At 39.4% G+C, this 19,841-nt stretch carries 15 protein-coding genes; 9 read left to right on the forward strand and 6 right to left on the reverse strand.

The window, feature by feature from the left end; genetic code table 11:
• The first annotated feature begins 3 nt into the window (after window positions 1-3).
• Complete coding sequence (locus ED557_12665; GenBank protein RNC79978.1) at window positions 4-321, forward strand: DUF3467 domain-containing protein; 318 nt, start codon at window positions 4-6, stop codon at window positions 319-321.
• Here ED557_12665 and ED557_12670 read toward each other — a convergent pair whose 3' ends face one another.
• Complete coding sequence (locus ED557_12670; protein RNC79979.1) at window positions 322-1,404, reverse strand: YjgP/YjgQ family permease; 1,083 nt, start codon at window positions 1,402-1,404, stop codon at window positions 322-324.
• On the reverse strand, window positions 1,401-2,834 hold the full coding sequence (locus ED557_12675; GenBank protein ID RNC79980.1) for a YjgP/YjgQ family permease: 1,434 nt from the start codon (window positions 2,832-2,834) through the stop codon (window positions 1,401-1,403). The genes ED557_12670 and ED557_12675 overlap by 4 nt, the downstream gene beginning before the upstream one ends.
• A gap of 265 nt (window positions 2,835-3,099) precedes the next feature.
• On the opposite strand from ED557_12675, the gene sprA reads away from it, so the two are divergent.
• The gene (sprA, locus tag ED557_12680) at window positions 3,100-10,341 is read left to right on the forward strand and encodes a cell surface protein SprA (GenBank protein ID RNC80135.1); all 7,242 of its coding nucleotides are present in this window, start codon (window positions 3,100-3,102) and stop codon (window positions 10,339-10,341) included.
• Here sprA and lnt read toward each other — a convergent pair.
• Together lnt and rsmI are read right to left on the reverse strand one after the other, a co-directional pair.
• Window positions 10,325-11,884, reverse strand: a complete 1,560-nt coding sequence (gene lnt / locus ED557_12685) for an apolipoprotein N-acyltransferase (protein RNC79981.1) — start codon at window positions 11,882-11,884, stop codon at window positions 10,325-10,327. The two genes, sprA and lnt, sit on opposite strands and share 17 nt — an antisense overlap.
• Entirely contained in the window at window positions 11,881-12,564 is a 684-nt protein-coding gene (gene rsmI / locus ED557_12690; GenBank protein RNC79982.1) for a 16S rRNA (cytidine(1402)-2'-O)-methyltransferase, read from the reverse strand. The genes lnt and rsmI overlap by 4 nt, the downstream gene beginning before the upstream one ends.
• 122 nt (window positions 12,565-12,686) lie before the next feature.
• Between rsmI and ED557_12695 the strand changes: the two genes are divergently transcribed.
• Window positions 12,687-13,073, forward strand: coding sequence for a VOC family protein (locus ED557_12695; protein ID RNC79983.1), 387 nt, complete (start codon window positions 12,687-12,689; stop codon window positions 13,071-13,073).
• Complete coding sequence (locus ED557_12700) at window positions 13,057-13,443, forward strand: hypothetical protein (GenBank protein RNC79984.1); 387 nt, start codon at window positions 13,057-13,059, stop codon at window positions 13,441-13,443. The genes ED557_12695 and ED557_12700 overlap by 17 nt, the downstream gene beginning before the upstream one ends.
• Window positions 13,444-13,478: 35 nt before the next feature.
• On the opposite strand, the gene ED557_12705 is transcribed toward ED557_12700, so the two are convergent.
• Window positions 13,479-14,171: a hypothetical protein gene (locus ED557_12705; GenBank protein RNC79985.1), complete on the reverse strand. Its 693-nt coding sequence runs from the start codon at window positions 14,169-14,171 to the stop codon at window positions 13,479-13,481.
• 153 nt (window positions 14,172-14,324) lie between these two features.
• Here ED557_12705 and ED557_12710 point away from each other — a divergent pair, with 153 nt between their 5' ends.
• From ED557_12710 to ED557_12730, 5 genes are all read left to right on the forward strand, one after another.
• Window positions 14,325-15,281: a sodium-dependent bicarbonate transport family permease gene (locus ED557_12710; protein ID RNC79986.1), complete on the forward strand. Its 957-nt coding sequence runs from the start codon at window positions 14,325-14,327 to the stop codon at window positions 15,279-15,281.
• Window position 15,282: 1 nt separating this feature from the next.
• The gene (locus ED557_12715) at window positions 15,283-15,585 is read left to right on the forward strand and encodes a transcriptional regulator (GenBank protein ID RNC79987.1); all 303 of its coding nucleotides are present in this window, start codon (window positions 15,283-15,285) and stop codon (window positions 15,583-15,585) included.
• Between the two features lie 346 nt (window positions 15,586-15,931).
• On the forward strand, window positions 15,932-16,357 hold the full coding sequence (locus ED557_12720; GenBank protein RNC79988.1) for a hypothetical protein: 426 nt from the start codon (window positions 15,932-15,934) through the stop codon (window positions 16,355-16,357).
• Between the two features lie 256 nt (window positions 16,358-16,613).
• The gene (locus ED557_12725; GenBank protein RNC79989.1) at window positions 16,614-18,287 is read left to right on the forward strand and encodes a DEAD/DEAH box helicase; all 1,674 of its coding nucleotides are present in this window, start codon (window positions 16,614-16,616) and stop codon (window positions 18,285-18,287) included.
• On the forward strand, window positions 18,287-19,189 hold the full coding sequence (locus ED557_12730) for a hypothetical protein (protein RNC79990.1): 903 nt from the start codon (window positions 18,287-18,289) through the stop codon (window positions 19,187-19,189). The genes ED557_12725 and ED557_12730 overlap by 1 nt, the downstream gene beginning before the upstream one ends.
• Before the next feature lie 173 nt (window positions 19,190-19,362).
• Here the strand turns inward: ED557_12730 and ED557_12735 are convergent, their stop codons facing one another.
• Window positions 19,363-19,830 (reverse strand): YHS domain-containing protein, encoded by a 468-nt coding sequence (locus tag ED557_12735; protein ID RNC79991.1) that lies wholly within the window; start codon window positions 19,828-19,830, stop codon window positions 19,363-19,365.
• Window positions 19,831-19,841 lie beyond the last annotated feature (11 nt).

Raw genomic sequence — 19,841 nt, forward strand, 5'->3', positions numbered from 1 at the left:
ATTATGTCGAAAGATAACCCAACAGGAAAGGCCAGCAAGATGGAAATAGAGCTTCCGGAACAGGAAGCCAATGGAACCTATTCCAACCTTGTAATGATTACTCATTCTCCGTCTGAATTTATACTCGATTTTATTGCGGTGATGCCTGGAGTCCCGAAAGCTAAAGTTGCCAAAAGAATGATCCTTACTCCGGATCATGCAAAACGACTTGCTATGGCTTTAAACGACAACATCAAAAGATATGAGGATGAGAACGGGACTATTAATACTCGCGATAAAGTAGAAATACCGATGTATCGCGGTCCTCAACCAGAGGCCTGATTATTTCTTTGCATTTATAAGCAGGAATAAACCAACTATCAGGAAAAAGATATGTGGAAGGATTGCCGCTAATTCTGGAGCCATGCTTCCATGGCTTCCAAAAGGTTCCACTATTTTCATGAAGGCCAGATATAAAAAGCTTATAGTCAAACCCACAGCTATATAAATCCCTTTTCCACCTTTTCTCCTCACTGAAGCCACAGAGAAACCTATAAGGATCACTACAATAATAGATAAGGGGTAAGCAAGCCTGCCATAAAAATGAACCTTAGGAATATTTATTCCCCCGGCTCCACTTCTTTGAATTGATTCAATGTAGCGCTGAGCTTCAGGATAAGTAAGCTGATATACATCAGATGTAGTGCGCGATAAATCTTTAGGAGTAACTGATAACGAGGTGTCCTTCCCAGAAAATTGAGTAACTGTATATCCGGAGTCGGAGTATTCGAAAACTCTTACAGAAACCATTCTCCATTTTTGAATATCCTCCTTCCAGGACATGTTGGTAGCTGTAGTGCTACTTTTCAAACTAAGACTGTCGAAATGAAAAATGCGTACCCGATAAGCAGTTTCCTGAGTTTTGTCAAAGTAATTTACCTGAAGAATGTTATTTGGTGATATCTCTCGGAAAATATCGTTACGGTCAATCCTTTCGTTCTTTTGTTTGATAAATGAATCCTCAAATTCAATTCTCTTCTTATTTGATTCAGGGATTACATAAGCATCTAATACACTAATCGTACCTGCTGATAAAATAGCAAAAGCGAAATAAGGGATTGTGAGTTTATACAAACTTACACCTGCAGCTTTCAGGGCAGTTATTTCGAGGCGCTCAGATAATTGTCCTGTTAAAAAGAGGCAGGCAGAAAACACGGCAACAGGTATTACTAACCGGATCATCTCCGGTATATAGTTCAGGTAATAATCTCCCCAAATCTCTGCCATAGTAGCTCCGCGATCACTAAAATCATCACTATTCTCAGAGAAGTCTATCATTATGAAGATAAAGATCAGTATAAGGAGCACAAACAGAGTGATACTTAGCAACCTTAAAAAAACATATTTGTTGAAGTGCTTAATCACCGTTTAGGAAATAGTTTTGTTGGCCTAAGGTCTGTCATTAAATGAATTATTAAGAGGATACCAACACCTGAGAAAATGACATTAAAACCCCACATCCCCCAGAACGGGGATATAAAAAGTCGGTCGGCTAGTTTTTCTCCTTGAATAATTGATATCCAATATATCGTGAGTATTACCGCACTAATTATTGCAGCATAACCAAAATTACCACGTTTTGTCATAATTCCGATTGGAGCTCCGAGTAGTACAAAAACTATACAAGCAAAAGGAATTGAAAACTTCTTATGTATTTCTACGAGGTATTTATTTACCCTCTTGAGTCTCCAAAGCATATTAGAGTTTATATTCTCTATTTTTGATTTATGATCTTCAAATCTGGAGACACTAGTCCTCAATGCACGATCTCTGAATTCTTTAGTCTTCAATGTGCTTAAAGTGAATAAGTTGGATTGAGGGAGTGCATCCATTGTATCCACTTCGAATGGCAATGTGAACAGGTTTTTATTTTGGTTTTCGGGTTCTTCTGAAACTTTATAAAAAGACTTGTAGCTACTAAATTCAGCAACCTCCACTTCATAATCTCGGATCTCTTTTTTTAAGGTATCTACAACCACCGACATTGCTTGGGCACTCATGGTTCTATCCGAGCGACTTCTTTGTTCCGGGTTAGAGCGAGAGAACTCAAGGTCAGACAGATCAAAAGTAATTCGATACTTTTCAAACTTGGTCAATTCCTGATTTTGACGTCCTTGACCTGCTTTACTTGTCAAAAACCGTATCATTTCTCCATCTTCAAGGATAAGGGAGAGTCCATTTGTTCCCTCACTTTTTAAGAAACCGCGATTGGATTTTATAAAAGCACGATCTCTGGCATTACTTGGCTCCTGAAAAAGTGTAACCCCGTATAAGCTATCCGTTTCGGGGTTAATTTCATCCACCAGAAAAATGTAACCATCTATGCCATTGTAAAAGATGTTGGGTTCTAGCTCAAATCCGGGTTTTTTGAGGCGAATATCAATAAAGAGAGAGCGGGCTTTGTTATTAGCCTCAGGTAAGACATTATTCGAAAACCAGACTAAAAAGATGGATAAGATAATCGAAGCGAGAAGTACCGGGCGAATAATGGCAAGCGGGTTTATCCCAGCAGATCTTAATGCGGTGAGTTCATTTAGCTCCGAAAATTTTCCAAAAGCCATCAACGTAGATACCAATACAGCCATAGGTGCTGCTAAAACTACCATATAAGCCAGATTGGTAAGTATTAATTCGATGATTATTGGAATGGGAATATCTTTACCTATGAGCCTGTCTACATAAAGGATGAGGAATTGCATTAATAACAAAAACATCAAAGTGAAGAAGCAAAACAAAAAAGGCCCAACATGCCTCTTCAGTAAATCCAATTGTATTTTGTTATTTATATAAATCAAATCTGAAATTTATGGATGCCTGAACACTATTTTTTTGCCTCGAACGTAAACTCAACGAACAACTTAACCATTAAGTTTTTAAAGAGAGCATTCAGTTCGAAAGCTTTCAACAAATCTAAATATATGGTATTATCTGGGCTCATTTGCTCAAAATTATCATCTTAGAATAAATGCCTATCGAATAAAGCTACAAAACTTTCAAAACCGAAAATAATCAGCTTCGGTGAGACTTATTTTAAGGCTTTATTTTCTAATCACATATTTGATGCTTTTTGGTGTGCTTGCAGGGGTACGTGTTTCTTATGCCCAGGAAGTGTCAGATTCACTATCAGTAGCCCCTGATAGTACATTAAACGAGATCAAATTCTTTTCGAATTCCCAGGGAGCAAGGATTAGTGCACTTTCTATCAATAAAAGCCGAAGTCTATACGGTAGAACTCCAGGATTTTATCAAACTGATGTTACATGGGACAGCTTGTCTACCTACAGGATTAAGCGAACAATATTTGGGAGGGACTTTTTCTACCCAACAGTTACAGATTTTGAGACATATGCCGACCTAAAAAAAGAGCAACAAAAAGATCAGATCCAATCTATCCTGGTACGAGAGTCTCGAAGCCAGGAGGACGAGGGCCGGGGCTTATTGGATTTTAAGATTAATGTACCGGGAGGAGAGAATTCTGCTTTTACTACCATCTTTGGGACTAATGAAGTAAATCTGAGAGTGAACGGTTCAGCCAATATGAACGTGGGAGCTTCCATCCAAACCTTAGATGACGGAACCTTATCCCCGGATCAGAGAAGGAGGGTGGATCCTACATTTAATCAAAACCTTCAGCTTAATATTCAAGGTACAATTGGAGATAAGCTAACAATTGCTACAGATTGGGATACGGAACGACAATTTGACTTCGAGAACCGACTCAGTATTGTATACCGAGGCTATGAAGATGAGATTATTAAGAGTATTGAGATGGGGAATGTTTCTATGGAAACAGGTAACTCATTAGTTAGTGGGGGAAAAGCTCTTTTTGGTATCAAGGCAGTAAGTGAATTAGGCCCTCTAAAAGTTACTTCTGTTATATCTCAACAAGAAGGGAAGAATAATTCCAAAAAGATAAACGGAGGTTCTCAGGAAACCCAAATAAGTTTAAGCCCGGCTGATTATGAAGATGGCAGGCACTTTTTCCTCGATTTTTTTAATCGAAGCTTGTTTGAGGAATCACTGGCTGATCCACAAAATATTTTACAGCCTTATCAAGTAACGGAGCTCTATGTTTATGTTAGTCGTGCTACCGATCAATCTGCAAGTGACAGAACCGTTCCTGCAATAGCATTACTTGATCTTGGCGTTAACACCTCTGGTGGATTACCAAGTAATGAAGATGATATTTTTGAACAGGCGTTACTAGATGCACTAAGGCCAACCAATAGTGGTGCAACAAACGAAGATTTTGGTGTTACTTCTCAGGAATATGTAGATGCCAGTTTTGAGTTACTTGAAGAGGGTGTAGACTATACATTTAATCGCGCTCTGGGCTTCATAAGTATGAAAAGCTTCATTAACTCCGGTGATGCGATTGCTGTCTCTTATGTTTACAGTAATCCATCGGATGGGCAGCCTGTTCAAGTTGGTGAGTTGACAGCAACAGAGGGGAATAAGCTATATCTCAAGCTATTAAGGCCAGGTGGTATGACCACTCAAGATCGGGCATGGCTATTAACCATGAGAAATATTTATTCATTAGGGGTTACAGGATTTACACCTGAAGGTTTTGAACTTAACATCACGGAAACAAGAGGTAATCAGCCTGTATTTTCATTACCAAATCGTAGCCAGGAATTATTGGAAGATTTGGGGCTTGATAGGGTAGATTCGGAAGGGGCAATCGGAAAGGATAATATCGTAGATTTTATATCTCCAATTCTAAACAGTGAAACCGGGAAGTTAATGTTTCCCTATTTGGAACCGTTTGGAGATAGGGTTTTCAACTTGCTTGATGGCATCGTAACGGATTCAGTACGAGACGCTTTTGCTTTTACTGAACTGTATGATTTAAAACAGACAGATGCCCGTGTGAGCTCTAAGAACGGAAACTATGAAGTTTCTGGTGTTTCAAGTGGTGGAGTATCTGGTAGCTTCATCCTTGATTTTGGGTTAGTAGAGGGTTCTGTCAAGGTGTTTGCAAATAATGTTGAACTGACGGAAGGAAGTGATTATGAAGTAGATTATTCCTTTGGTAGTCTGACAATCTTAAATGATAAATATCTTGCTCCGGGACAAGAAATCGAGATTGAATACGAAAGCAATCAGTTCAGTATTATCGGACAGAAAAATTTCACAGGAATAAGGGCGGAATATACTGTAAGTGATGACATTAGAATCGGGAGTACTTTTTTCCAATTAAGGGAACAACCCCTTTCAGATAAAATCAGAATTGGTAACGAACCTATTAACAACACCATTTTAGGACTCGACGCAAGGGCACAATTTGATACTCCCTGGCTTACACGGTTTATTGATAAGATTCCACTACTTCAAACAAGAACACCCTCCAATTTTTCTTTCACTGGAGAATTTGCACAACTACGACCAGGAGTAGCTCAAACAAACGCAGTTCAGGAAGCTATTGATAATGGTGAGCTTTTTGAGGATGAAGAGAATGGATTGGTATTTATTGATGACTTTGAGGGAGCGGAATACAGTATCAGTTTCGTAAACCCAACCAGATGGAACCTGGCAACGGCACCGGCAGCTATTCCAGGTTACGCAAGCGATGATTCTTATTTCTTTGATCCTGATAATACTCCGCCACAATCTCTGGCTGATCGGAAAGCTCGTTCTGATTTAAGATCTCAATTTTCCTGGTATTCCATTCCCAGGAACCTCACTTCCATTGGAAACGCGACATATAATATTGAATCCAGGCCGATTCGTATTGATGAAGTATTTAGAGGAAGGGAAATTGTTAATGCAAACGATGCCCAACTCACACCGTTAGATGTGTTTTACGATCCTACTAATCGAGGTCCCTACAATTATAACATGGATCTAAAAAACCTTTTAGAGAACGAGCCTGAAAGGACATGGGGAGGGATGACGGCAGTAATTCCTCCCGGGCAGGAAGATCTGGTTCAAAACAATATTGAATTCCTGGAGTTTTGGATTCAACCCGTACTACCTAACGGAGAAGACCCTACTGGGCTAGAGTCATTTTATGAAGGAAAAATGTATCTGGATTTGGGGATTATTTCGGAAGATGTGATCCCGAATGGTCAATTGAATACAGAAGACGGCCTTTCCTCAGTACTTAATAATCTGGTTGAGGATGACCCTGTTGGGCAGGCTCGGTCATATATTTCTCCCTCTCCTCCGTTTCAGCTTAATCAATTTTCAAACTCGAACAGGCAACTTGAGGATGTTGGTTTAGATGGTGCTCCCAACCCGGGTACTTCCGGAGCAAATGGCTTAGATGAAGGCAATTTATTCGCAGATTTCATTGAACAAATAAGAGTGGATTATGGAGATGGTAGCGAAATGTTCCAGGATGTTCAGGCTGACCCCTCCAATGATGATTATGTGTATTACAATCAATCCATAGTACGTGATCTTGAATTGAATGAGCGGTTCTTTAGGATGTTAGGGTATCATGATGGAAATACCCCTGAAAGCTCAACGAATAGTGACAAAACAGCTATTACACTCAAACCTGATACTGAAGGCCTTGTAAGTACCTCGGTTCAGCAATCAAATTCATATTTCCAGTATGAAATCGATTTTAATCCAGCTGATCAAAATCAGCTTCAGATCGGTGTAGATGGTACCTATATCGTTGATAAAGTAGTTGTTGGAAATGCAGACTCGGACACTTCAAATACTCTGGCCTGGTACCTTGTAAGGTTACCACTTACCGATTTTAAGCGGAAGATTGGTAACGTCGATAATTTCCAGAATATCTCTTACATGAGACTTTGGCTTTCAGGCTATCAGCGTCCTTTTACGATGCGCTTCGCAACCTTTGAATTTATTGGTAGCCAGTGGAGAAAAGTAACAGAGCTTACAGAATCACCTGTCAGTGTTGATAACTTCAAAATTTCTACCATAAACATTGAGGAAAATGCCAATCGTGAGCCTTTTCCTTACCGACAACCAGATGGTTCGATTCGTGCACTAAACAGAGGTGCACAAGTTCAGGCTCTTGAGAATGAGCAATCCATTGTACTTAATGTTGAAGGGCTTGGCTCAGGAGAAATCCATATGATCAAGAAAGTATATCCTGGCAAATTGAATCTTCTCAACTATTCAAATATGAGGATGTTTGTACATGGTGAGGGTTTTGATGATGCTGGGGATGCAGAATTGGTAGTGAGGATCGGTAGTGACCTTGAGAACAACTTCTATGAATACCGACAACCGGTTACACCGTCCAGGCCTAGAAACTTCAATTACAATATCAATGATCCGGCAGGTTTGTCAGAAGAGGCTCAGGAAATCTGGAGGTACGATGAGAATAGCATGAACATTCTCATCTCTGCATTCAATGTATTAAAGCAACGAAGGGATGAAAATGGAGAAGATCCAACGGTTTTATACGAAGAGGATGGGTTACTTACTACTCTTATTGGAGATGAAGCAGTAGAAGGAGCAACACTGGCAATAAGAGGTAATCCTTCATTAGACAGGGTAACTGAGATAGGTCTCGGGATTCGTAATCCCTATGATGCCAATGATTCCAATTCTCCGGGAACTCCAAGTTTGGATGCTGAATTTTGGTTAAACGAATTACGGGTATCAGGATTTGACAACGAACTTGGTTGGGCTGCAAATGCTAAATCGACAGTGAAATTAGCTGATTTTGCTACTGTAAATGCAAATCTAAGTCGTCGTACAAATGGTTTTGGTGGGCTTGATTCCCGATTAGGAGACCGATCTATCTCTGATCAATTAGGGTATACCATAAGCACAACAGTTAATTTACATAAGTTGGTACCAGATAGGTATGGGTGGAATTTTCCGGTAAGCATTTCAAATCGACGAAATACTCAAACACCAAAATATCTGCCAGATCAAGGGGATATCCGGTTAACAGATTTTGAGGATGCAGTAAACTCAAGAACAGATATAAGCAGCGGTGAGAAACAGTCTATTATAGACGACAAAATAAGTGATATTCAGACGGTGAGTGAGAACTTCTCATTTAATATGTCGAATATTTCTAAGACAGGTTCGAAAAGTAAACTTGCTCAGTATACCATAGACAATCTCCGCTTAAGCTATGTGTACAATAAGGGGTATTCCAAGAATCCTCAGTTAAGTTTTCAGGATAGATGGGACTATAGGGCTTCTGCTCAGTATAGCCTCCGATTGAGGCAGGTTCGGTTGTTCCGTCCCTTTGCTTTTACAAAGAATGTACCTCTTGCTAAAGCTTTAGCAGGGTTGAGACTTGGCTATATGCCTTCGTCAATAACCACATCCAGTACATTAACTCGTAGATATGATGAATCAAGACGGAGAAATTTAAATGATCCGAATACACTTCAACCGCTGAATCAACAGCATGCATTTACTCAGCAAAACAATTTTTCACTGAATTATAGCCTGACTCCCTCTATACCCATTACTTTTAACTCCAGTACCAGCTTTGACCTTTCAAGTGCAGGTATAAAAGACCGGAACGCTTCTGGAGTAGATAGCAGTAGTTATGATGTGGTTCCAACTTTTGAGGTGCTAAAAGGGATAGTATCAGATTCACTCACCGCCAGACGATCTACTTATTCCGAACGGTACACCGCATCCTGGCGTCCCGATTTCTCAAAGATTGAGGCCATAAACTGGTTGAGCTATAATGCTTCATACGGGGGGGGATATCAATGGAATAATAGCCCAAGAGGATCAAATCTTGGGTCAAGTGTTGCGAACACTTTTCAGTTAGATAATACCGTAAGATTAAATACAGATCGTATTTTCAATAAGCTTGGCTTCTATAATAAAATTCAGGATTCCGATAAATCTGAAACCGCTGAACGGAAATCAGCGAGAGAAGCCCGGAACAGGGAAATTGAAAATAATACTCCGGATAGCCTTCGTACGCCAAGGCCTAGTCCCCAATTGGGTAAAGATTTACGTTATGTAGGTCGAAAAGCATTCCTGGCTATATTCAGTATGAAAGATTTTTCATTTGGATACAAAAGAACCAAAAGTGGAAGTCAACCGGGATATAGTGGGCAATCACAGATCTTCTATACTTTCAACAATACTGGTAGCGATAATTTTTCTCCTCCTTTCGGCTATAGAATTGGATTACAGGAACGCATTCCCCGGTCTCAGTTAATTGGAAATATCGATGGAATTAATGAAATAAGGTTTCCTGCAAATAACCGCTATCAGGATCAGATAACTGCCGGAACAAGAATCTCTCCGTTTCAGAATATGACGATTGATTTAGATTGGACTGCCTCGTTTTCGAATACCAGGACTGAGAATTTAGTAGTTAGTACAGCAGGAGAATTTAACTCTACTACCACTGAGTCAGGAAATTATACTACCTCTGTTTGGGCTTTTGGAGGAGGGTACGAGGACTTGCTAACCAGGCAGATTGAGGCCGCCTATGATGATATTACCGAAGGTAGCACGGTACTAAGAGATTCAACGGGCAACGGAGATGGAAGAGGGGTTCTTAATCGTAATACTCTTCAAGATGATTTTAGAAAAGCCTATTTAGGAGGTGGAAGTGTTGGTAGAGGAGATAAGGGATTTATCGCTTTTCCATTACCTCAGTGGCGGATAAATTGGTCCAGGTTAGAACAATACATCCCGTTTTTGGGTCAATACATGAATACAGCAACCCTGGTTCACTCTTATCGGGGTACTTACCGGGTAGATTGGAGTTTAAATGCAGTGACAGGGTTACAGCCTGGGCAGTCGTTAGGTGATTTTACTGTGTTGGATGAAAGAGGTTTGTATGAACCAACTTCAATTCGTGTGGAACGGAGATTCTCTCCTCTAGCAAAGCTAAATGTGACCTGGAAATCGAACCTTCGGACAGAGTTAGGTTATGATCGTTCAGTGATTTCCGCCTTTGCAATAAACAGTAGTAGGGTAACCGAAACCCTTACGAGTGGTATCGATTTTGCTGTTAACTATACCTTTAGAAACGTGAAGATTTCTTTTCTCCCAGGTATAAAAAACAATATAGATATGAGTATTAGAGGGAGCATAGATAATGATTTGGAGAACAGCTATAAGCTGGATACTGACTTAAGTAATACACTTAGGGATGCAGATCAGCTACCAAGCATAGGTCAGGCTATAAGTGATAGCAGGAAAACAAAAAGAACAACAGAGAGAAAACGAATAAACGGATCTCTAAACCTTGGATATCAAATTTCAAGAACTATTTCTTCGAATTTTGAATATACCTATAGCAGGATTGAAGCTATTGACTTACCCACCAGGACGAATCATGATATCCGATTTAATATCAGAATTGCTATTCGTTCGAGGTAACAGCAGCTTTTGCTTTCCTAAACCTTCCAATCAATAAACCCAGGAAAGTTAAAGCAAGGGTGAGGTAGGAAACCCAATCTCCAAACCGTGCATAAAGGGTAGAAGTTTGAACATTGGGGATGGTAGAAGTAAACCCTGTGCGGATCCAATAATCTGTTTTCTGCTCAATGGTTCCATCTGGTCTAATGATTCCGGAAGTACCATTATTGGCGCTTCTTACTATCCAACGATCAAATTCAATAGCTCTTAAACGAGCATAAGCAAAATGTTGGAGATGTCCACTCGAATTACCCCACCATCCGTCGTTGGTTATGATAGTTATAAAATCTGCTCCATCAGTTACGAATTTTCTAGTCCATGAAGGATATACTGAATCATAGCAGACAAGACCAGGAGTAGAGTAAGTCTCTGCTTCTAACATATCAGGAGTGTTACCTTGTCCAAAACCCGCTTGCCTACCCCAATCTATCCATCCAAACACGTCTATTTTTGAGAAGAAAGGTAAGAATGGAAAACGCTCAACAATGGGAACTAAATTAGCTTTGTCGTACCTTGATTTGAAGCCATTGTTCTCTACATAGAGGGCAGAGTTAAACACATTATAAGGCCTCCCATTAATTAAGCCGCGGTATAAATCAGGTTCTTCATCATAAATGGTATAAAGCCCGGTACCCACTATGAAATCTGTATTCCACGCTCTTGCGGAGTCTGCAATACGCTGACTAGTGTAAGAATTAAAAAAGATGGGCTTATCGATTGCATTTTCAGGCCAAACAATGAGTTCGGTATTCTCGAGACGGGTTTTTTGAGTGATTGAAAAAAGACTATCCAATACTTCTCCTGCTCCACTCATGCCTCCATAATCTTCATAGGAGTCATGATTAGGTTGAATTACCGCCACTCTGGTAACATTTTCATGATTAGAAGGAAGTTCTGATACAGCAAAATAAATTAAGGAGAGGAGGGGAAGAACTAGGAGAGATGCAATTGAACTGTTCAGAAGCAGCTTTGATTTATATTTGATAGTCTGAGTTGCCAAAGCAGCCGTAAAAACAACCCAAAAAGAAATCCCAAGGTGTCCAGTGATAGATATGTATTGGATCATACCTATATGATTAGACCATGCATTTCCGATTGCCAGCCAGGGCCATGCTAAATCCCAATGATGATGCAAAAACTCATAACTAACCCAGGCAGAGGCTTGTAGTAAGGCTACAAGAAATGGAGAGCTAAACTTTCTCGAGAAAAAAAGTGATAAAGCCAGAGGAATAGTCATCAATACACTATTAGCCAAAATAGCTGCAGTGCCAGCTCCAATACTGGCCATCATTAACCAGTACGTAGCTCCTAAATTCCAAATAAGAAACCCTAAATATGTGTAATAAGCAGTTTGTTTATAGGATTCACACTCATCAATCAGTTTGAAGAAAAGGATGAACGCAGGAATAGATAAAAAAGAGAGGTTTACAGGAGGAAAGCTTAGTGCTAATAATATACCTGCAGTTCCAGATAATGCCCATTTATTCGACAGCCATGTATTCATTCTGAGTACCCTTTACCTGAAATAATTACCACAATTTCGCCTTTTATAGAATCACGCGAAGAAAACTCTTCTTTTACTTCGGTTATTGTGCCCCTTACAATTTCTTCAAAAGATTTAGTTAGTTCTCTTGCAACGGCGATTAAACGATCTGGTTCAAAGTATTGCTCCAGTTCGCCAAGTAATTTTATCAACCTGTTGGGGCTTTCATAGATAATGAGTGTTCGTTCTTCCCCGACTAGTTGAGAAAGACGTTTCTGCCGCCCCTTTTTTTGAGGTAAAAACCCTTCAAATACATAACGATCACTTGGTAATCCGCTTGCAACAAGAGCCGTAGTAGCGGCATCAGGCCCTGGAACTACTATTACATCATAGCCTTCTTGTTTAGCAGCCCTTATAGCGAGGAATCCTGGATCTGAAATTCCAGGCATACCTGCATCCGAAATCAAGGCAACACTTTGATTGGCTTCTAAGATATTTAGCACATGCTTAACCTTGGAATGTTCATTATGCTGATGGAATGAGAATGTGGGTTTATTAATCCCAAATCGTTGTAGAAGCTTGCTTGAGGTTCGGGTATCCTCGCAGGCTATGTAGTCAGCTGAATTTAGAGTTTCGATAGCTCGTTGAGAGAAATCTCCTAAGTTTCCAATTGGTGTAGCTACGATATAAAGTGTAGACAAAGCTGAGTTATTAAATGAAGAATCAATGGAGCTAAAAATACGACCAAGCTTAAGGATTCAAAATTCAATTATTCTTTAAAAGCTGTATCATTAAAGCAGAATATTAATACTTAATTATTTCAATGAAATTTAAACCTTCAGGACTGAATCATATCACTATCAGGGTAAACAGAATCAATGCATCCAAAGAGTTTTATGGAGACATATTAGGGCTTGAGCTAATCAAAACAATGGGGCAGAGCATGGCAGTATACGATATAGGCAATGGGGATACCCTTGTTATTGTAGAAGCAGAAACCAGCTATGACCCCACTTCCAGAGACTTTAGAGTAGACCACTTTGGGTTTTATGTCGATTCTCCTGAAGAAGTAAATGAGATAGCTGAGTATTTCAGGGATAAAGAAGTAACGATAATGAGCGGTCCTGCTAACAGAAAAAAAGGGCGTTTTCTTTTTGTGGCCGATCCTGATGGGAATATGATCGAGTTCTTTTATGAAGAAAAAAATTAGTCAGGAAGAGTTATCTAATCTCCGAAAAAAAGAACAGGCTCGCAGAGAAATGGAATATGAGCTACGGAGAGACTTGAAGCTGGGGGGCAAGCAAGAGGATATAAGAGAAAAAAGCTATTCGAATCATAACAGATTAGGAATCGCGGCGATTAATTTCTTCGGTACACTCTTCATCCAATACATCATTTACTTTATAATACTTTTTAAGATCAGGTATTTCTTTAGGTTTTTTTTCGACATACATGTTGAGTATGCTTCTTATGTGTGGTCTTTACAAATATTTTTTTGGATTGCAGCATTTTGGAGTGTGTACTTAAAAAGAAGTATCCTTGATACCATACTGCAAAAGTATACTGATTTTATGACCTAGGTAGTGTACCTCTTATTACTCGATAAATGGTTTCCCTAGAATTCATAGAATTCCTGATGATGTACTTCGAAGTAATCATACCTGTTCCAATCGGTGTTGATTACAATTCCTCCAAGTAGATAAAGTCGGATATCCTCTAAGTCGTTCTGTACTTGTTCTAATATGTCGTGCATTTTCTTATGAATTGCTTCATAAGCCAGTTCTGTTACTTTTTTTAAAGGAACTTCGGCACTTTCAATCTCATTTTTATAACCACTCAAGTGCTGAATTACTCGTGCTTGTTGATAATCCAGAGGGAAATCTGTCGAGGGTGCTTTATTTTCCTTAATAGCATTTAAAGCTGCTACCAGTGAACCACAACAAGTAGAAGAAGCAAATTGGTTTTGACGGTTAACACGCCCTATTTGTCCATCCTCTGAGACTCCAATATGAGGACCATATAAAATCATAGCTGCTCCATGGGTAGGGACGTGGCTAAGAAAGGCCTTTAGTCCAGTGATCCCAGTAAATGGTAATCCCGAAATTCCTCCTAAAATAAAAGGGCCCGGGCCAGCAAAAAGATGGTAGAACTCAGGAAACATGTTATTTACCTCATCACTACAAAGCGAAGTAGCCCATAAACTGGATTTAAGTTCTAGACCCTTATCCATAAAATCCCTGACAATTTGGTCTTCAAGCTGTCGGATAGTTAGAGCATTAGGAAAGTGGTGGGGGATGGTTGTATACATATATGCTTATTAGGCTACTTTTTTGGCGATTGAATATAGAAGATGTTTGATAACATAGGTAAAAAAAACCGAGGGCTACCCAATTCAATAAATGGACTCATTTTTTTTTGTTAATTTTTGGAGCTTTAAAAACTGACTACATCTCTACTCTAAATGGAATCTTTATTATCCAATTTTGCATCCCCCGTAGTTCTCGCTTTTGTACTGGGTATTCTGGCAAAGACGTTTAAAAGTGATCTCGAAATTCCTAAACCCCTTTATCAGGGTATATCCATTTACTTGTTGTTGGCTATTGGTCTAAAGGGTGGAGTTGAGTTAAGTAAAACCCCATTTAGTGAATTTGTCTGGCCTGCAGCAGCAACACTTGCACTTGGAGTACTAACCCCTTTGATTGCTTATGTGGTGCTAAGGTACCTAGGGAAGATGGATTTGATTAATGCCTCTGCGGTAGCAGCTCACTATGGATCAGTATCAGCTGTTACTTTCATTGCTTCTGTTGCATATATGGAGGCACAGGGATTAACTCCCGAGGGTTTCATGCCTACGTTAGTTGCTATACTTGAAGTCCCAGGAATAATAGTGGCGTTAATGATTCCTCAGCTTATGGGCTCGAACAAAGGTTCTTTCAAAAAGGCACTACATGAAGTAGTAACAGGAAGCAGTATCATACTTTTGCTGGGAGGTCTAACAATTGGATTTATTGCCGGCCCTGTAAAGTTTGAATCAGTTCAACCATTTTTCGTTAGCGGTTTTCAAGGTGCGCTAGTTCTTTTCCTGCTTGAATTGGGGATGGTTACTGCTCGTCGCCTTCAGGATTTGAAAAAAGTGGGATTCTTCCTTCTTGGATTTGGAATCATTGTCCCCATATTTTTTGGACTAATGGCCGTTTGGGTTGGACAACTGGCGGGGTTAAGTATTGCAGGCTCTGCAGTCCTGGCTGCAATGGTTTCCAGTGGATCTTATATTGCTGCACCTGCTGCAGTAAGAATTGCTTTACCCAAAGCAAGTCCAACTTTATATCTGACAGCTTCGTTAGGTATTACTTTCCCATTTAACATTGCTCTGGGAATTCCACTATATCTTTATTTGGCTAATTTAATTGGAGGCTGATATGGCACTTACAGAATTATATTTAGTAACGATTATTACAGAGAGAATTTTCAGAGATGACATCATTCAGGAAATAAAATCATTTGGTGCTACAGGATATACATTAACCGATACAACAGGAGAGGGGTCCCGTGGTGTTAGAGCGAGTGATTGGGAAGGAAAGAATGTGAAAATTGAGGTGGTGGTTAATAAAGAAGTAGGAGATAAAATCATAGATGCAGTTGCTGACAAATACTTCGAAAACTACTCCGTGATTGCTTATGTATATCCCGTGAGGGTTGTTAGAGGAGATAAGTACATCTGAACAAGCTTCTCTTCACTGGTCGATTTGCCTCTCAAAAACAACTGAATTATTAAGAATGTGTTGATTTTGGAACCGCTTCTCAAAGCGGTTCCAAACTAAATTCAGTGTTAACATAATGTTAACAAATCATTGAGAAGGAGAAGTGGTACCGCTTTTTAATAGGTTTTAGAGCTATATAGAAGGCTGCTGATCGTCTAATAGATGTTTACTATAGCCAGGTTGCCGAAAAAAGTCCCGAACTTTGTATCGAAAAATCAGGACGGCGATAAATCATCACAAACTAAAAAAACAACGAACTACTAAGAGAGCCGCACTGGTCAAGATTAAACTATTAGAGGAGAAAACTATGAAAAAACTCAACACATACACCTTATTACTATTAAGCACCTTATTTCTTGGAACCCTATCACAGCGTTCCTTAGCACAGGAAAGTGAATTACTCATTACTCATGAGTTAGAAGCTTTCGAAAAGCTGAATGTAACCCTCAAAAATACTGAGGTTATTATAATCATCAGCTCGCGTAATCAGGTAATTGTTCAAGGTGACTCACTCACACAAGAACAGTTTTCATACAACCAGGATAATGGAGAATTGGTTTTAAGCTCAAATACAAACCTTGCTCCAACTCGTATTGTTATCGAAACGGAAGCATTAACTTCACTCACAACAAACGATACCGGAAAAATTTATCTCATTGGTAAAGAAAGACAAAAACTAGGCATTGCAAATTCAACCCTGCTTACCCTTAATAATCCTAATAACGAGGACTGATATTAGATAACTCTAAAAACTGAAAGGTTGAGCCATAAATTCAGTATCTTTACCGCTCACTCGTGAGTACCGATAAGACTGGAATAATTGATCCGTTTTCAAAAATGGTAAAACCTTTCAGGTTTAGAGTAACTACTCCTCATTAAAGGAGTCTGAATCAAGCAGTCGAGCTTGCCTCTTGTCACCGCTCACCTAATCATAAACCCGGCGAGAGGATCACCTAAGGTGATATTCAACTTGGGGAAATCATTATAATATGTCCACCTTTAAAGAATTAGGCTTACAAGAAGATGTTCTTGAAGCCATAAAACTGTTGGGTTTTGAAACTCCAACAAAAGTCCAACAATTAGCTATTCCTTCGATCCTGAACTCGGAAAGAGACTTAATAGCGTTGGCCCAAACAGGAACTGGAAAGACAGGTGCTTTTGGTCTTCCATCTATTCAGATGGTTGATTCGGGATTAAAGAAAGTTCAGGTACTGGTTCTTTCTCCCACAAGAGAGCTGGCTATTCAGATAGCCAAAGACCTAAAGACATTTGCCAAAAAGAGAAAAGGCGTAACCACCGTGGCAGTATATGGTGGGGCAAACATATCTACTCAGATTAAAGCACTAAAAAACGGGTGTCAGGTTGTTGTTGGTACTCCTGGCCGTACTTTGGATCTGATCAAAAGAAATCAGCTTGACGTATCAGAGATCAAAACCCTGGTACTGGATGAAGCGGATGAAATGTTGAATATGGGTTTCCAGGAAGAGCTAGATGCCATTCTTGAAAACACACCTTCCAATAAAAGAACCTTTCTTTTCTCAGCAACTATGCCGAAGCCTATTGCTAAAATGGCAAAAAAATACATGTCTGATCCGGAAGAAATAGAAGTTGGTGAACGTAATTCCGGGGCTAAGAATGTAGAGCACCATTTTTACATGGTACATGCTAAAGACCGCTTTGAAGCTCTTAAGCGAACGGTGGATATGAATCCTAAGATCTATGGGATCATCTTTTGCAGAACCAGATATGAAACCGCTGAAATATCGTCTAAACTAACCAGGGATGGCTATGACGTAGACTTCTTAAATGGTGATTTGTCTCAGGCTCAAAGAGACGATGTAATGAATCGGTTTCGAACGAAAGAACTTCAATTACTTGTGGCTACTGATGTAGCGGCACGAGGCTTAGATGTAGATAACCTTACTCATGTAATCAATTTCAATTTACCTGATGATTTAGAGGTCTATGTACATCGAAGCGGAAGAACTGGTAGAGCTGGAAATTCAGGTATTTCCATTGCGATCGTTCATACCCGTGAGATGCGTAGAATTCGAAGCCTTGAGAAAATGATAGGTAAGAGTTTTACTAAAAAAGATATGCCAAGTGGTGAGGAAATTTGTGCAATCAGGATGCTGGACTTGATAGACAAAGTGAAAGAAACGGAAGTGAATGAGGAACAAATACAGAAGTTTCTTCCTGAAGCAGTGGAAAAACTATCTGATCTAAGCCGAGAAGATCTTATTAAGCATTTTCTATCTGTAGAATTCAACCAATTCCTTGATTATTATCAGAATTCACGAGATTTGAATACTGCTCCTGGAAAAGAAAGAACAGGAGAAAGAAATAGAGGAAGAGGCTCCGATTTTGATAGATACTTCATTAACCTTGGCAAAAGAGATGGATTAAATCCTGTTCGGTTAATGGGATTAGTTAATGAAACTCTAAAAGGTACCAAACCAGATTTTGGTAAGATTGATGTACAACTAAACTTTTCCTTTTTTGAAGTTGAAAAGGGATTTCAAAAAAACTTGATCAACAGTGTTAAAGGGGTTTCATTTGAAGGGAGGGATGTAGTAATTGAGACAAGTGATAAAGATCCCGGAAAGAAGGTTGGAAAACGTTCTTTCAAAAAGAATAAAGGAAAAGGTAAAAGAAGAAGGTAATGCATACTTATGATATCGTGATTTTAACGGAATCAAGATATCTGCATCCAAAGCAGGAAACCGAGTACGTTCAAAATATCTTGCTTGAAGATGGACTCCTGCAAAAAGCCTTTGAGGATTTAGGCTTAAAAGTACTTCGGGTTGATTGGGCCGATCCGGACTTTGATTGGGAATCTACAAAAGCGGCAATTTTCAGAACTACATGGGATTATTTTGATCGGTTTGATGAGTTCAAAAAGTGGCTGGATGAAGTAGAGCAAAAAACTCAGCTTATAAATTCTATTTCTCAGATTCGTTGGAATATGGATAAATGGTATCTCAAGGATTTAAAAGAGAAAGGAATTCGTGTAGTTGAAACAAAATACATTAAGAGAGGAACCACATCCGAACTAAGAAGTTTGATTGTTGAATGTGGTTGGGAGGAGGTAATCCTCAAACCAACAATTGCAGGTGCGGCACGGCATACTTATCGAATAAACAAGGACAGTTCATCCGAATTTGAAGAAATATTCCGAGAACTTATTGCTAATGAGGATATGATGATTCAACCTTTTCAACACAATATTATGGTGAAAGGTGAGGTCTCTTTCATGGTGATCGGGGGCAAGTACACACATTCATTACTAAAAAAAGGAAAGCAGGGAGATTTTAGGGTACAGGATGATTTTGGCGGTACACTTCATCCATACGAGCCTACTAAAGAAGAAATTGAATTTGCAGAACAAGTTGCCAATGCCTGTGAACCACTTCCTGCTTATGCACGAGTTGATCTGATGTGGGATAATAACAACGAGCTTGCTGTATCAGAAGTGGAATTAATTGAACCGGAGCTTTGGTTCAGACGAAATCGGGAATCGGCTCAACAGCTTGCATCATGGGTAAAAGAAAAGCACAAGATGTGAGTTTGTAATAAGCACCAAGCTCAGTAAAAATCTTTGTCATTCCTACGAAGGCAGGAATCTGAATTTAGCTTTTAAAACAGAGTGTGGTTTTAATCTAATTCCAGATTCCGGCTTTCGCCGCGGAATGACCTAAATAACACTTGCAAAAAGGTTCTTGTCTCAAACTAGTTTTTTTAAAGCTTGAAGCTTTTTTCTTCCCAATTTTTCTCTGCTGAAGGATATAACGTAGCTTCATCTTTATTCCATCGAGGAAGAGTGTTTACCAGTAGTTTATTGTAGAACAATAAGAGCTTGCCATCTAGTATTTTATAGGTTTTAGGATTAGCATCTGCTGTATATCCTTTACCCATTGCATAAGCACACCACCCACCGTAAGCTGGTTCGTATTTAGCAGGATCGGCCTTGAAAGTATCCAGGTTTTCCTGGCTGCTGAAATAGTATATCGCTCCATTATAAGCATGGCTAAGATTTTCATTTCCTTCTTTAGGCTCGTCAGAGGTGAAATAGCTAACTGGATCATAGCCTTTAATAGCTATTCGGTCGTCTCCAACATTCAAATATTTATTCTCTTCAGCTTCCTGTGCAACAGCAAAAGAGCTAAAAAGAAGTATCGAAAAGATGGTTAATAGTTGAGTTTTCATAATAAATCCAT

Source organism: Balneola sp. (assembly GCA_003712055.1).
Taxonomy (GTDB): Bacteria; Bacteroidota; Rhodothermia; order Balneolales; family Balneolaceae; genus RHLJ01.

Excerpts from the sequence above, each read along its gene's own strand:
- ED557_12700 (RNC79984.1), top strand. The coding sequence starts at position 13,057 with ATGAAGAAAAAAATTAGTCAGGAAGAGTTATCTAATCTCCGAAAAAAA.
- ED557_12695 (RNC79983.1), top strand. The coding sequence starts at position 12,687 with ATGAAATTTAAACCTTCAGGACTGAATCATATCACTATCAGGGTAAAC.
- sprA (RNC80135.1), top strand. The coding sequence starts at position 3,100 with ATGCTTTTTGGTGTGCTTGCAGGGGTACGTGTTTCTTATGCCCAGGAA.
- ED557_12705 (RNC79985.1), bottom strand. The coding sequence starts at position 14,171 with ATGTATACAACCATCCCCCACCACTTTCCTAATGCTCTAACTATCCGA.
- ED557_12710 (RNC79986.1), top strand. The coding sequence starts at position 14,325 with ATGGAATCTTTATTATCCAATTTTGCATCCCCCGTAGTTCTCGCTTTT.
- ED557_12735 (RNC79991.1), bottom strand. The coding sequence starts at position 19,830 with ATGAAAACTCAACTATTAACCATCTTTTCGATACTTCTTTTTAGCTCT.
- ED557_12720 (RNC79988.1), top strand. The coding sequence starts at position 15,932 with ATGAAAAAACTCAACACATACACCTTATTACTATTAAGCACCTTATTT.
- lnt (RNC79981.1), bottom strand. The coding sequence starts at position 11,884 with ATGAATACATGGCTGTCGAATAAATGGGCATTATCTGGAACTGCAGGT.
- ED557_12715 (RNC79987.1), top strand. The coding sequence starts at position 15,283 with ATGGCACTTACAGAATTATATTTAGTAACGATTATTACAGAGAGAATT.
- ED557_12730 (RNC79990.1), top strand. The coding sequence starts at position 18,287 with ATGCATACTTATGATATCGTGATTTTAACGGAATCAAGATATCTGCAT.
- ED557_12725 (RNC79989.1), top strand. The coding sequence starts at position 16,614 with ATGTCCACCTTTAAAGAATTAGGCTTACAAGAAGATGTTCTTGAAGCC.
- ED557_12665 (RNC79978.1), top strand. The coding sequence starts at position 4 with ATGTCGAAAGATAACCCAACAGGAAAGGCCAGCAAGATGGAAATAGAG.